Genomic DNA, 12,355 nt, shown 5'->3' on the forward strand with positions numbered 1-12,355 from the left:
TTTGTTAACTAAAAGGTTACTGGGAGATGGCTGCCTCGCGCTGGGCCTCGACCGCGCGCTCCCCACCGGTCTTGACGCGGGCGGCGGCGCCGGTGACCGCGGCTTCCGCGTGCGCCTTTGCCAGGGCGACCGGGAACGCGCGGGTCGTCTGCCACAGGCGCAGGATGAGCCACAGCTCGAAGGTCAGCAGCAGGGCGCCGGCAACCAGGGACGTCTGGATCACCCAGCCGGTCAGCGGACCGACGATGAACACCGCCATCTCGAACTCGATGCCACTCACCAGGTGCGTCCGGATCCGGCGCGACTGCAGCGCGTGCCGGAGTCGGGCGCGTGGGCCATGCAACAGGACCGGTGGCGGCGTGGCGGCGTCCTCCGCGTCGGTGGCAGCGACGGGTCCCCGGGCCTGCTCGATCTGCTCCCGCATGTCCGTGCGGGTGCGGGTCATCTGGTGCGAGTTCACATAGCGGAACAGGTCGAGGAACGTCACCCCGATCAGCGTCCACAGATAAGCCTCGTTGCCGGTCCGGGCGTACTGCCCGCCGAACAGGGCGACTGCGCACAGGAAGACGCGGAGCCGGTCGAACATGAAGTCGAACCAGGCGCCGAACATCGACCCGGTCCCGTTCAGTCGGGCGATCTTGCCGTCCATGCAGTCCACGACGAAGCTCACGTGGAAGAGCAGCGCGCCCGCGACCAGCCACCAGCGCCCCTGCATGAGGAAGCAGCCGGCTGCGCCGAGACCCAGGATCATCGCGATCACCGTGAGCACGTTCGGCGTGATCCGACGGTACGGCGCGACGAGCCGCACCAGCCGGGCCGCCACCGGGTCGACGAGCAGCACCGTCCACCACGCGTCGCGGGGCTTGTATGTCAGCTCGCGGATCTCCTGCAGGGATGAGCGTTGCACCATAACCCCCATCAACGCCTCGGGGCTCCGCTCGGACACTGCCTATGTCCGATTTGTGATCCAAAAGCCGAGTCAAGTCATCCATCAACCTAAATGAAATGACGCCTGCATGGTGGCGGCCATTCCTAGGTGACCCGTCTTGCTGGTGCTGCCTACGCTAGTCCCCATGCATCAGCCGCCGCCGATCTCCTGGCATCCGAAGCCGCCACCGCCGCCTGAGCCGCACTTTCTCGAGCGGGAGTTGGCCGGCAAGCCGATCTGGGTGCACGTGCTGTGGACCGCGGGCACGCTCGGGCTGTATCTCCTGGTCCTGCCGTTCCTCGTGCTCCGCCACGCCTTCTACAAGGCGGTGGGCAACATGCTCGGCTGGGCGATCGCGGCAGCCGGCGCCGTCCTGTACTACACGCTGCGGCGGCCAGCCCGATTCCTGTATGAACAGACCTGCCGGTTGTTGGGCCACCGCGTCCGAGTTGCTTCGCCGCCGCTGGACGTCACCCCGGCGCCGGGGCCTCCCGCCGCCGGGCCCGGCCCGTTCGCCCCTGGCCCGTTCGCGCCCGGCCCGTTCGCGCCTGGCCCGTTCGGCCCTGTCCACCGGCGGGCAGCCCCGGGGCATCACCCTTCAGCCGCCGGTCAGGTGCCCTACAGCCCCGGGCGCGGCCCGGTCAGCTACGGGCACAGCCCCGCTGCTCCGGGCCTCGGCTCGGCTGCCCCTCGTGCCCGGCCGGCTGGCAATGGCAACGGGCCGGCTGACCCCGGGCGCGGTCCCGCTACTCCCGGGCCAGGTCCGAAGCGACGGCCATGAGGCCGTTGCTGTTCGAACCCTTGAACAGGATCACGTCGCCGGGGCGGGCCTGGTCGGCCAGCACCTTGCGGGCGGCGTCGCGGTCCGGGACGTGGACCGTGGTCACGCCACGGGCGGCGGCGGCCTGGCCCAACTGCACCGCGTCGTCGTTGCCGACCGTGATCAGCCAGTCGACGCCCACCTCGGCGGCGACCTCGCCGACCCCGATGTGGTCGGCGACAGACGTGTCACCCAGCTCGTTCATCTGACCCAGCACCGCCACGGCCCGACGCCCCGCGGCCAGCTGAGCCAGCGTCCGCAGGGCGGCGGCCATCGACACCGGACCGGCGTTGTAGGCGTCGTTGATGACGGTGATCCCGGCCGGGCTGTCCGTCACCTGCATCCGGCCCTCCGACACCGGCTCGGCCGCCGACAGCGCCCGCGCGATCAGGGCCACATCGTCGGAAAAGTGCAGCGCCGCCGCGGCAGCCGCCAGCGCGTTCGGCACCAGGTGTTCGCCGATGAGACGCAACGACACCGGTGCCGAGCCGGCGGGGGCGCGCAGCGTGAACGAAGCCCGGCCGGTCGCGTCGACCCGGACCTCCTCCGCGCGTACCGTCGCGTGCTCGCTGAGACCGAACGTCACGACCTGCGCGGCGGTCCGCGGAGCCATCGCGGCCACCATCGGGTCATCGGCGTTCAGCACCGCCGCCCCGTCCGCGGCCAGCGCCTCCACCAACTCGCCCTTGGCCTGGGCGATGGCCTCCCGGCTGCCGAACTCGCCCAGGTGCGCGGTGCCCACGTTGAGAACCACACCGACATGCGGGCGGACCAGCGAGGTCAGATAGGCGATGTCGCCGACGTGCCGCGCGCCCATCTCCAGCACCAGGAACTTCGACTCCGCCGTGAGCCGCGAGACGTTCTCCGGCATACCGCTCTCACTGTTGCGGTTGCCCGGCGGGGCGGTCGTCGGACCCAGGGCCGACAGCACCTGCCCCAGCAGATCCTTGGCCGTGGTCTTGCCGACCGATCCGGTCACCCCGACCACCCCCAGGCTCGGCACCCGGGCGACGATCGCGGTAGCCAGCCGGCCGTACGCGGCCAAGGTGTCCTCGACCACGATGGCGGGCAGTCCCAGCGGGCGGGTCGCCAGCACCACGACAGCCCCGGCCTCGACCGCCGCGCCCGCGAAGTCGTGCCCGTCGACCCGCGCGCCGGGCAGCGCGACATACAGCCCGCCGGGCTCGACGGCCCGCGAATCGAACGTGCACAGGCCGGTCACCCGGGCCTGCGGGTCGGCATCGTGCAGGGTCCCACCGACGGCGGCGGCGATCTCGGCAAGCGTCAAAGGCAGCACGCAGGCACGTTACCGCCCCCGGCACCGCCGCACCGCACCGCTACCTCGCCCGGGTGTGCGGCCGCGCCCCGCCCGCGCCCGCCGAGACAGAAGACCGCGGGCCCAGCCAGCCGTGCCTAGGCCGGGACACCGGTATGGTGCGTCGATGGATCGCAGTGCGTTGATCACCGGAGCGTCGTCGGGCATCGGGCGGGCGACGGCTGCCCTGCTGGTCGCACGGGGCTACCGCGTCTTCGGTACGAGCCGTAACCCCGAGTCCCTGGCTCCGGAGCAGCGCGCGGTCGGCGTGGAATACCTGCCGCTCGACCTCACCTCGCTGACGTCGGTCGAAGCGCTCGCCGACCGGCTCGCCACCGTGGACGTGCTGGTCAACAACGCGGGGGAGAGCCAGTCCGGGCCGTTCGAGGAACTGCCGGGCGACGCTCTGCGCCGGCTGTTCGAGGTCAACGTGCTGGGCCCGGTCCGCCTCGCCCAACTCGCCCTGCCCAGCATGCGGGACCGCGGCCACGGCCGGGTGGTGATGGTCGGCTCGATGCTGGCGTCGTTCCCACTCGCGTACCGCTCCTCCTACGTAGCAACAAAAGCCGCCCTCAAAGGCTTCAGCGACGGGGCCCGGCAGGAAGGAACACCGTTCGGCGTGTGGGTGACCACCGTGGAGCCCGGCTCGATCAACACCGGCATCAGCGAGCGCCGCACTCGGTACGTGGCCGACGACTCCCCGCACCGCGCCGACTTCGACACCATGCTGACCGCCCTCGACCGCAACGAACGCGCTGGCGTGTCCGCGGAACGGGTCGCCCACACCATCGTCAAAGCCATCGAAGCGCCCCGCCCCAAGGCGCTGTACGCCGTGGGCAGCAACGCCCCGCTCGTCTTCGCCCTACGCCGGCTCCTGCCCGCCTCCGTCGTCGAAAAGGTGGTCCACAAACGGCACGGCCTGGCGCGCTGAACCTGCCTGCCGGGTCGGGGCCACGGCCTGCCGAGCTATTCCGCAGGCGTCCGTAGGGGTGCGCCGACGTCGTGGAGGTGGCGGAGCGCGATGCCGTACGACTCGAAGAGGCCGGTGACTTCGTAGGGGATGCCGAGTTCGGCGCAGTAGGCCTGGACGATGGGCTGGGCTTTGCGCAGGTTCGGGGTGGGCATGGCCGGGAACAGGTGGTGCTCGATCTGGTAGTTGAGGCCGCCGAGTGCGATGTCGGTCAGTCGGCTGCCGCGGACGTTGCGGGACGTCAGGACCTGCTTGCGGAGGAAGTCTTCGGTGCCGGTCGGGTGGGGCATGCCTTTGTGGTTGGGAGCGAAGGTCATGCCGAGGTAGCTGCCGAACAGGCCCTGGTGCACGACGAGGAAGGCCACGGCTTGCAGGGGGCTGAGCACCAGGAACAGGGCGGCCAGGTAACCGGTCAGGTGGGCGGCGAGGAGGGCTTTCTCCAGGCGGCTTTGCTTGACTGTGCCCGTACGTAAAGCTTTGATGCTGTCTTTCTTCAGGCTGAGCCCGAGCAGGGAGAGCAAGGGAAAGAAAAGCCAAGCTTGGTTGCGGGTGAGCCAGCGGTCGAAGCGACCGCGGCGGGCGGCAGCTGCCTCGGGGGACCAGACCAGCACGCCCGGGCCGACGTCGGGGTCGAGGTCGTCGTGGTTGGGGTTGGCGTGGTGCCGGGTGTGCTTGTCCATCCAGTAGCCGTAACTCATGCCGATGGCGAGGTTGCCGGCGATCCGCCCGGCGCGGGCGCTCGCCGTCGCGGTGCGGAACACCTGCCGGTGGGCGAGGTCGTGCGCCACCAGCGCGACCTGGGCGAAAATCACCGCCAGGAAGGCGGCCACGGCCAGCGTCCACCAGGAGGAGCCGATGAGAAAGTACGTGGTCCAGCCGCCGGCCAGCAGCACGGTGACGACGCCGAGCCGGACGGCGTAGTAGCCGGGCTTGCGGTCGAGAAGTCCTGCCCGGTTGATCCGCCGGGCCAGTTCGGCGAAGTCGCTGCCGGCAGTCGAGCGTTGCGCAAAGGTGGTCGTCGTCATGGCGTCCAGCCTTGCGACGCGCCGGCTGGGCGTCAGCAGTGCTGGCCCCCCGAAGCGGGGTGGGGGCAGCCCCACCCCCAGCCCGGCTGATCAGTGGAGCCGGGCTACTCGGCCCTGTTCGCCGGACGCCCAGCAGGCCCCGCCGGCGCAGCGCACCGCGTCGAAGCTGCCCGGGTCGAATTCTGTCCACGTCCGTCCGCCGTCGCGGCTGATGTCGCTGCCGGTCGGGCCGACGGCGAGCACTGTCCGGGCGGCCGACCAGGCTGCGCCGGAGCGGTACTCACCCGGTTCGGCGCGGGCCGGGGTCCAGGTACGGCCGCCGTCCGTTGTCGCGAGGATGCGGAACTTGCCGTCGACCGGGTCGGACAGGGCCAGGCCGTGGCGGCGGTCGAGGAACGTGACGCAGTCGTAGAAGGCGGCCGGGTCGTCGTTGCGGAACGTCTCGGTCCAGGTGGCGCCGCCGTCGCCGGTCGCGTACAGGCGGGACTGGTCGCCTTCGCCGATGGTCAGGGCCACCGCGTGCTGGGCGTCGAACGCTTCGATGTCACGGAACTGCAGGTCGGTGGTGCCGGGTGGGTCGACTCGCTGCCAGGTGGCGGCGCCGTCGACCGTACGCAGGATCGTGCCGCCGGAGCCGGCCACCCGAGCGGTGTGCGCGTCGACCGGGGCGAGGCCGCGGAAGCGGGCGGTGACGCCGGTCTCGGTGAGCTGCCAGGACGGTGCCGTGTCGGCGGCGGCCGCGGGGCCGCTCGTGGCGGTGAGGGTCGCCAGGCCGAGCGCGGCCATCGAAAGCTGTCGAATCATGTCTGCGGAATCTACTCCTGCGCCGGCTGCGGATGTTCTCCTCGCCGCCCTCGCCGCCGCCGACATTGCGATCATGGGGGAATGGACACCGTCACCGTCGCGATCACCCGCAAGGCCGATCCGTCGCGCAACGCGGAGATGCTGGCCTGGGTACGCGCCGGCGTCACGCTGGCCGAAGACTTTCCGGGCTTCCTCGGCGTCGGCTGGGTCCGGCCGGTGCTGGGCTCGACGGACTGGCACATGCTCTACCGCTTCGCGGACGCGGAAGCCCTGCGGGCCTGGGAGGAATCGCCGCAACGCCGGTGGTGGCTGTCCTCGGCGCAGGGCATGGTGGAGCACACCCGGGTGGAGAAGCGGACCGGCATCGAGGGCTGGTTCGACCCGCCCCGGGAGTTGTCGGTGGACGACCTCTCCCCGCCCGCCAGCCCGCCCCCGCGGTGGAAGCAGGCCGTGGTGATCTGGATCGGATTCTTCCCGCTGAGTCTGCTGTCGGGGATCACCCTCGCGCCGGCGCTGGAGGGGCAGCACCTCGTCCTGCGCACGTTGGCGACCACCCTGTGCCTGACGCCGCTGATGACCTACTTCGTGCTGCCGCAACTCACCAGCTCTCTGCAGTGGTGGCTGCAAGGCCGTTCTGCACCGTGGCGGAAACCCCGCTGATGCTGGTGGGGCCGATGGGGCAGAGGTGACCCTGCTACCTGTTGGAAACCCTTTAAGTCGGCCCGCCTCCGCCCGATTGAGTCCCGGCGAGGAGGCAATCGATGCGGCTGCGCAACTGGATCGCCGTGGTCGTCAGCGTGTTGTTGCTGGCGGCTGTCGGCATCGTCGGCGTGCTGGTGAACCGTTCGGCGCTGCGTGCCGCCGACACGGTGCACCGCACCGACTCGCAGGCGCTGGCCGTCAACAACGCCACCCTGGCCGGGTCGATGCAGCTGCTCTCCGCCAAGGAACTGAGCGAGTTCGCCTCGGGCCATCCCTTCACGCTGGCGCCGGGGGCGGCCGCCGACCGCCAGGTCCTGGAGAAGTACATCCGCAAGTCGGAGCTGTTCCCGTACGGGGCGGCGCTGACCTCGCTGGACGGCAAGCTCCTCAATGCGACCCGGCGCAACCCACTGCCGGACGCTGACGACCCCGGCTACCAGGCGATGCGGGAGCTGCTGCTCGCCGGTAAGCCGGGCTTCTCGCCGGTGATGAGCGTGACCGACGCCAAGGGCGTGGCGAGCGCCGTCCAGGCCGTGGCCATCCCGATCGAGGTCGAGGGCGCACCGGTCGCGCTGCTGGTCGGGTTCAACAAGTTCACCGACACGAATCTGCAGGCGTACACGACGAAGCTGAAGGCCTCCGCGCACACCACCCAGATCGTGGACGGCGCCGGCGTGGTCGGGATCAGCAGTGACATCAGCAAGATCGGCTCACGGATCGATCCCGCGATCGTGGCGGCGGCCCGGGCCAACCCGGCCGGCCCGATCTTCGTGGAGTACGAGTCGGACGGCGTCGAGATGCTGGCGATCGCGGTCACCGGCGACCCGCTGCCGAGTGGCTGGGCGTACGTGCGGACGCAGACCACCGCCTCGTTCGACGGCGCCGTGCACCGGCGCAGCCAGACCATCAACGTGACCCTGCTGGCGATGCTGCTGATCGGCGTCGTGGGCATCTCGATCCTCGGCTACCGCACCCAGGTGCAGCGTCGTCGGGCGGACGAGAAGTTCGCGGCCCTGTTCCAGCACGCGCCGGACATGGTAGCGGTGCTCGACGCCGACGGGAAGCTGTCGTACTCCAGCCCGAGCGCGGCCTCCGTGCTGCACTTCCCGCCGGGGTCGTTGCAGGGCAGCAGCGTGTTCGACCTCGTCCACCCGGACGACCGGCCGGGCATGCGGGAGGCGTTCGGGCGGCTGTTCGACCAGCGCGACAGCGTGCTGCGGTTGCAGTGCCGGGTGCTGAACTCGTCGGGCAACGCCACGTGGTTCGAGTTCACCGCGTCCAACCAGATGCACAACCCGGCGCTGAACGGCATCGTCATCAACGCGCGGGACGTCTCCGAGACCCGTGCTTTCCAGGAGCGGCTGGCCCACGAAGCGCAGCACGACGCGCTGACCGGGCTGCCCAACCGGCGCCGGATGCAGGACGCACTCGGCTCGTCGCTGCGGCAGGAGCCGGTGGCGGTGCTCTTCGTCGACCTGGACGGCTTCAAGCCGGTCAACGACGCGCACGGCCACGAGGCGGGCGACGAACTGCTGCGCCAGGTTGCCGACCGGCTCGCCTCCTGCGTCCGCGAGTGCGACGTGCTGTCCCGGGTCGGCGGCGACGAGTTCGTGGTGCTGATGCCGGGCATCTATCACCGTACGGACGCCGACGCGATGAGCACCCGGGTCCGGCTCGCGATCGAGCAGCCGTTCTACGTCCAGGGCAACGAGGTGGTCATCGGCGCGAGCGTCGGCGTGCACGTCGCGAACGCCGCCGACGACCCGGACCAGGCCCTGCGCGCCGCGGACCACGCCATGTACGAGATCAAGCACCTCGGTGGTGGCCGGAACGCGGCGATCCCCGAGCAGCGGCACCTGCTCCACGTGGGTCGGCACCGCTCGGAGGCCTAGGTCTGTCCTGCGGGGCATGGCGACGCCGAGACGGAGTCCAGGTTTCGGCTAGCAAGTGGGCCGGGCGGGCGAGTACCGGTGTTGTACTCGGCCGTTCGGACCGCGCAGCGAGGCGGAAGCTGGGCCCGGCGCAGGCCGTCATGCCCCGCAGGACAGACCTCAGCCGCTACGTTGTGATCCATGGCCGCTAAGTCGCCCGCTGTCGAGGTCGAGGCGGGGGAGCACACGGTGCGGGTGTCGAACCCGGACCGGGTCTACTTCCCCGAGCTGGGGCTGACCAAGCTCGACCTCGTCAACTACTACCGCAGCGTGGGCGACGGCATCGTCCGGGCGCTGCGGGAACGGCCGTGCATGCTGCACCGCTTCCCCGACGGCCTGGCCGGGGAGAAGGTGCACCAGAAGCGGGTGCCGAACGGCGCGCCGCCGTGGCTCTCCACCGTCAGGGTTACTTTCCCGCGCTACAACCGGCACGCCGACGAGCTGTGCGTCACCCAGCTCGGCGAGGTGATCTGGGCGGTGCAGATGTCGACGGTCGAGTTCCATCCGTGGAACTCCCGGCGGGCCGACACGGAGCAGCCTGACGAGTGGCGCATCGACCTGGACCCGATGCCGGACTGTGACTACGCCACCGTGCGGCGGGTCGCGCACGTCGCCCATGAGGTGCTGGACGAGCTGGGCATCGTCGGTTACCCGAAGACGTCCGGCGGGCGGGGCCTGCACGTGTACGTCCGCATTCGGCCCGAGCACGGCTTCGGCGAGGTCCGGCGGGCGGCGCTGGCATTTGCCCGGGAGGTGGAGCGCCGGGCGCCGGACGACGTCACCACCACCTGGTGGCGCAAGGACCGTGATCCCTCGAAGCTGTTCGTGGACTACAACCAGAACGCGCGGGACCACACGATCGCGAGCGCGTACTCGGTGCGCGGCAACCAGCGGGGCACGGTCTCCACGCCGATCCGGTGGGATGAGATCGATGTTGCCGCGCCGGACGACTTCACGATCGTCACGGTTCCGGCGCGGTTCGCTGACCTGGGTGACCTGCACGCCGGAATCGATGACATAGCCCATGACCTGCGCCCTTTGCTCGAATGGGCGGATCGTGACGAGCGGGCGGGCCTCGAGGGCCCCGCGGCCACGGACTGAAATTCGGACAGTCATGAAACATTCTCAAGCATCGATGTAACTGTTACTTTCACGGAACGCAGTCAACCCGTCACATCGGGAGGCGTTCATGCAGAAATCCGTGCGGTGGACGATCGCAGCTACAGCGGCCGTCGCCCTGACTACTCTCGGCGTGCCGGCGCCCGCAACCGCGGCGCCCGCCGAGAAAGCCGTCCTCGCCGCGCCCGGCGCCGAGGTCGTGCCGGACAGTTACGTCGTCGTCCTCCACGAGGACCGCGCGGCGGTGGCCGGGCAGGCGAAAACCCTCACGAGCCGGCACGGCGGAACGGTACGGCAGACGTACTCGCACGCCCTGCGCGGCTTCGCGGCGACCATGAGCGCCCAGCAGGCCCGCCGGATGGCCGCTGACCCCGCGGTCGCGTACGTGCAGGCCGACCAGATCCACCGGGCCAGCGACACCCAGACCAACCCGCCCTCGTACGGCCTGGACCGCATCGACCAGCGCAACCGGCCGCTGAACCAGGCCTACACCTACTCCACCGGTGCGGCGAACGTGCACGCGTACGTCATCGACACCGGCATCCGTACCTCCCACCAGGACTTCGGCGGCCGGGCCACCAGCGGCTTCGACGCCGTCGACGGCGGCACAGCCGACGACTGCCACGGCCACGGCACGCACGTCGCGGGCACGGTCGGCGGGACGGCGTACGGCGTCGCCAAGAGCGTGCAGCTCGTGGCCGTACGCGTGCTGAACTGCCAGGGCAGCGGCAGCACGGCACAGGTCGTCGCCGGCATCGACTGGGTGACCGCCAACGCGGTGAAGCCCGCGGTCGCCAACATGAGCCTCGGTGGCGGCGCCGACACCGCTCTCGACAACGCGGTGACCCGCTCGATCGCCTCCGGCGTGAGTTACTCGATCGCCGCCGGCAACGGCTTCCTCGGCCTCTTCGCGCTCGACGCCTGCACCCAGTCCCCGGCCCGGGTGCCGACCGCGCTGACCGTGTCCGCCGTGGACAACGTGGACAAGAAGTCGAGTTGGGCCAACCGGGGCACCTGCGTCGACGTTTTCGCCCCGGGCATCGGCATCACCTCGGCCTGGGCGACGAACGACACCGCGACCAGCACGATCAGCGGCACGTCGATGGCGGCCCCGCATGTGGCCGGCGCTGCGGCGCTCTACCTGGCGAAGAACCCCACCGCGACGGCGGCCCAGGTGCACACGGCGATCGTGTCCGGCTCCACCCCGAACGTCGTGACCAGTCCCGGCAACGGCTCACCCAACCGGCTCCTCTACACCGGCGGCTTCTGACCCGCCTTGAGACCGGCGGCGGGTACTCCTAACGGGGTACCCGCCGCCGGTTCGTCGTGGCCGAGCGGATCGGTGCGGTGTCAGCATGTGTCAATGCGTGCAGGCCACCGAGACCAACCGAGCGAGCGACCGTCCTGGTTCGAGCCCGCCGGGATTCCGCTGCCCCGGCGCGTGCAGCTCCCGGACCGGCCGCAGCAACGGCGGGTGTCGGAGTGGGCCGCCGCCGACTGCGAGGCCATCGCCGGGCCGATCGCCCGGGGTGCCCTGTGGCGGTTCACCGAGGCGGTCGCGGAAGTGCTCTATCCCGGCATGGGCATCGCGGTGGCGGCCGCGCCCCGCTCGGCCCGGATTCCGCAGGTGCTGGGCCTGAACGACGGCCGGGGCGCCGACGTGAAGGTCGGCCTGGTCGGCTCGGCACCGCTCGGCCTGTGGGTGCTCTTCCGGACCCGACTCGGGCAGTCCGACCCCGGGCCGCGCCCGCCCTGGTGTCGGGACCTGCCGATCGGTCCGCTCGGCACCGGCGGTGTCCGCCGCGCCGCATCGATCATCTCCGGAGTCGACGACGCGGAACCGGCGGATGTCGCGCCCCTGTTGCTGGTGCCGCCGAGGCCGGACGCCGCCACCGGGCTGCTCGTCCGCGTCGACGTCCGACACCACTACGGAGTCGTCGCCGCGGACCCGGGTGACGGCGAGTGGCAGCGCCGGATGTTCTTCACCATCGTCCATCCGACCGGCCGCGCCCGGCACCGCCGCGAGCGCTACCGGGTGGTGTGCCCGGTGTGCGCCCGTCGCCGCCTCGCCCAGTTCCGAGGCTTCGACGTGTGCTCCGACTGCGGGTGGTATGAGAGCACCTGACCACTTGCACGGACCGGCGAGGATTGACGGATGTTCACGCCATCGGTCGGTATTCTGCTGCTCCCCGACGCGTCGTTCTTCGGCACCACCTCCCGTGTCACGTCCGGCGACGGCGTGCCCGTCGCCACCATTCGGCGCGGAACGTGGAACGCGCGCGGACGTTTCGAGATTCTCGCTGCGGCCGGCGAGGAGGTGCTCGCCACCGGCGGGCAGGCCGGGTTCTGGGGCAACAAGTACGAGCTCATGGGTCCGCAGTCGCAGTTCCTGCTCTCGCTCAAGTTCAGCGGCTGGACCGGCCCGACCGGACGCGGCGTGGTGTCGCTGCCGGACGGGCGGGTGCTCACGACCCAGGGCACCTGGACCGCGCGGGATTTCACCCTGGCCGACGAGGCCGGCACTCCGGTCGCCGAGTTGCGCAACCATGGCGGGCTGACGGCCGTGAAACAGAGCTTGATCTTCGAACTGCGCGCGCCCGTGTTGTCGATCGTCCAGGCGATCGGGCTCGCCCAGTGCCTGCGCGCCGCCGTCGAGTCGGCCGCCGCGACCGTGGCCTGACCCGGGGGTTGAGCTGCGTGTTTCCTGGACCCGGTCGGGGATCCGTGATTGTCTCAGCGGC

Annotated in this window: 12 protein-coding genes; 8 read left to right on the forward strand and 4 right to left on the reverse strand. The window is 70.8% G+C overall.

The window, feature by feature from the left end:
• Positions 1-16: 16 nt before the first annotated feature.
• A complete protein-coding gene (locus tag ACIA1L_RS02175; protein WP_396070532.1) occupies positions 17-946 on the reverse strand; it encodes a CDP-alcohol phosphatidyltransferase family protein in 930 nt (309 codons plus the stop codon).
• Between the two features lie 127 nt (positions 947-1,073).
• On the opposite strand from ACIA1L_RS02175, the gene ACIA1L_RS02180 reads away from it, so the two are divergent.
• Positions 1,074-1,709, forward strand: coding sequence for a hypothetical protein (locus tag ACIA1L_RS02180; RefSeq protein ID WP_396070533.1), 636 nt, complete (start codon positions 1,074-1,076; stop codon positions 1,707-1,709).
• Here the strand turns inward: ACIA1L_RS02180 and murF are convergent.
• On the reverse strand, positions 1,675-3,045 hold the full coding sequence (gene murF / locus ACIA1L_RS02185) for a UDP-N-acetylmuramoyl-tripeptide--D-alanyl-D-alanine ligase (protein WP_396070535.1): 1,371 nt from the start codon (positions 3,043-3,045) through the stop codon (positions 1,675-1,677). The genes ACIA1L_RS02180 and murF overlap by 35 nt on opposite strands.
• Positions 3,046-3,190: 145 nt before the next feature.
• Here murF and ACIA1L_RS02190 point away from each other — a divergent pair, with 145 nt between their 5' ends.
• On the forward strand, positions 3,191-3,994 hold the full coding sequence (locus tag ACIA1L_RS02190) for an SDR family oxidoreductase (protein ID WP_396070537.1): 804 nt from the start codon (positions 3,191-3,193) through the stop codon (positions 3,992-3,994).
• Positions 3,995-4,029: 35 nt separating this feature from the next.
• On the opposite strand, the gene ACIA1L_RS02195 is transcribed toward ACIA1L_RS02190, so the two are convergent.
• Together ACIA1L_RS02195 and ACIA1L_RS02200 are read right to left on the reverse strand one after the other, a co-directional pair.
• Entirely contained in the window at positions 4,030-5,058 is a 1,029-nt protein-coding gene (locus ACIA1L_RS02195; RefSeq protein ID WP_396070539.1) for a fatty acid desaturase family protein, read from the reverse strand.
• 90 nt (positions 5,059-5,148) lie between these two features.
• On the reverse strand, positions 5,149-5,862 hold the full coding sequence (locus tag ACIA1L_RS02200; RefSeq protein WP_396070541.1) for a WD40/YVTN/BNR-like repeat-containing protein: 714 nt from the start codon (positions 5,860-5,862) through the stop codon (positions 5,149-5,151).
• 81 nt (positions 5,863-5,943) lie between these two features.
• Between ACIA1L_RS02200 and ACIA1L_RS02205 the strand changes: the two genes are divergently transcribed.
• The 6 genes from ACIA1L_RS02205 to ACIA1L_RS02230 all read left to right on the forward strand — a co-directional run bounded on the left by ACIA1L_RS02205 (position 5,944) and on the right by ACIA1L_RS02230 (position 12,294).
• Positions 5,944-6,522, forward strand: coding sequence for an antibiotic biosynthesis monooxygenase (locus ACIA1L_RS02205; protein ID WP_396070542.1), 579 nt, complete (start codon positions 5,944-5,946; stop codon positions 6,520-6,522).
• Positions 6,523-6,623: 101 nt separating this feature from the next.
• Entirely contained in the window at positions 6,624-8,456 is a 1,833-nt protein-coding gene (locus ACIA1L_RS02210) for a diguanylate cyclase domain-containing protein (protein WP_396070544.1), read from the forward strand.
• Between the two features lie 180 nt (positions 8,457-8,636).
• Positions 8,637-9,596, forward strand: coding sequence for a non-homologous end-joining DNA ligase (gene ligD, locus ACIA1L_RS02215; RefSeq protein WP_396070545.1), 960 nt, complete (start codon positions 8,637-8,639; stop codon positions 9,594-9,596).
• Positions 9,597-9,684: 88 nt separating this feature from the next.
• Positions 9,685-10,884, forward strand: a complete 1,200-nt coding sequence (locus ACIA1L_RS02220) for a S8 family peptidase (RefSeq protein WP_396070547.1) — start codon at positions 9,685-9,687, stop codon at positions 10,882-10,884.
• Between the two features lie 93 nt (positions 10,885-10,977).
• Positions 10,978-11,739 carry a hypothetical protein gene (locus ACIA1L_RS02225; protein WP_396070549.1) on the forward strand — a complete coding sequence of 254 codons (762 nt, stop codon included), beginning with the start codon at positions 10,978-10,980 and terminating at the stop codon, positions 11,737-11,739.
• A gap of 30 nt (positions 11,740-11,769) precedes the next feature.
• On the forward strand, positions 11,770-12,294 hold the full coding sequence (locus ACIA1L_RS02230) for a hypothetical protein (RefSeq protein WP_396070550.1): 525 nt from the start codon (positions 11,770-11,772) through the stop codon (positions 12,292-12,294).
• The last annotated feature ends 61 nt before the right edge of the window (positions 12,295-12,355 follow it).

Origin of the sequence: Actinoplanes sp. NPDC051859 (genome assembly GCF_044452725.1) — a bacterium.
In the GTDB taxonomy this organism is placed as follows: Bacteria; Actinomycetota; Actinomycetes; order Mycobacteriales; family Micromonosporaceae; genus Actinoplanes.

Coding starts and splice junctions, on each gene's coding strand:
- ACIA1L_RS02180 (WP_396070533.1), top strand. CDS start 1,074: ATGCATCAGCCGCCGCCGATCTCCTGGCATCCGAAGCCGCCACCGCCG.
- ACIA1L_RS02190 (WP_396070537.1), top strand. CDS start 3,191: ATGGATCGCAGTGCGTTGATCACCGGAGCGTCGTCGGGCATCGGGCGG.
- ACIA1L_RS02195 (WP_396070539.1), bottom strand. CDS start 5,058: ATGACGACGACCACCTTTGCGCAACGCTCGACTGCCGGCAGCGACTTC.
- ACIA1L_RS02200 (WP_396070541.1), bottom strand. CDS start 5,862: ATGATTCGACAGCTTTCGATGGCCGCGCTCGGCCTGGCGACCCTCACC.
- ACIA1L_RS02205 (WP_396070542.1), top strand. CDS start 5,944: ATGGACACCGTCACCGTCGCGATCACCCGCAAGGCCGATCCGTCGCGC.
- ACIA1L_RS02210 (WP_396070544.1), top strand. CDS start 6,624: ATGCGGCTGCGCAACTGGATCGCCGTGGTCGTCAGCGTGTTGTTGCTG.
- ligD (WP_396070545.1), top strand. CDS start 8,637: ATGGCCGCTAAGTCGCCCGCTGTCGAGGTCGAGGCGGGGGAGCACACG.
- ACIA1L_RS02220 (WP_396070547.1), top strand. CDS start 9,685: ATGCAGAAATCCGTGCGGTGGACGATCGCAGCTACAGCGGCCGTCGCC.
- ACIA1L_RS02225 (WP_396070549.1), top strand. CDS start 10,978: ATGCGTGCAGGCCACCGAGACCAACCGAGCGAGCGACCGTCCTGGTTC.
- ACIA1L_RS02230 (WP_396070550.1), top strand. CDS start 11,770: ATGTTCACGCCATCGGTCGGTATTCTGCTGCTCCCCGACGCGTCGTTC.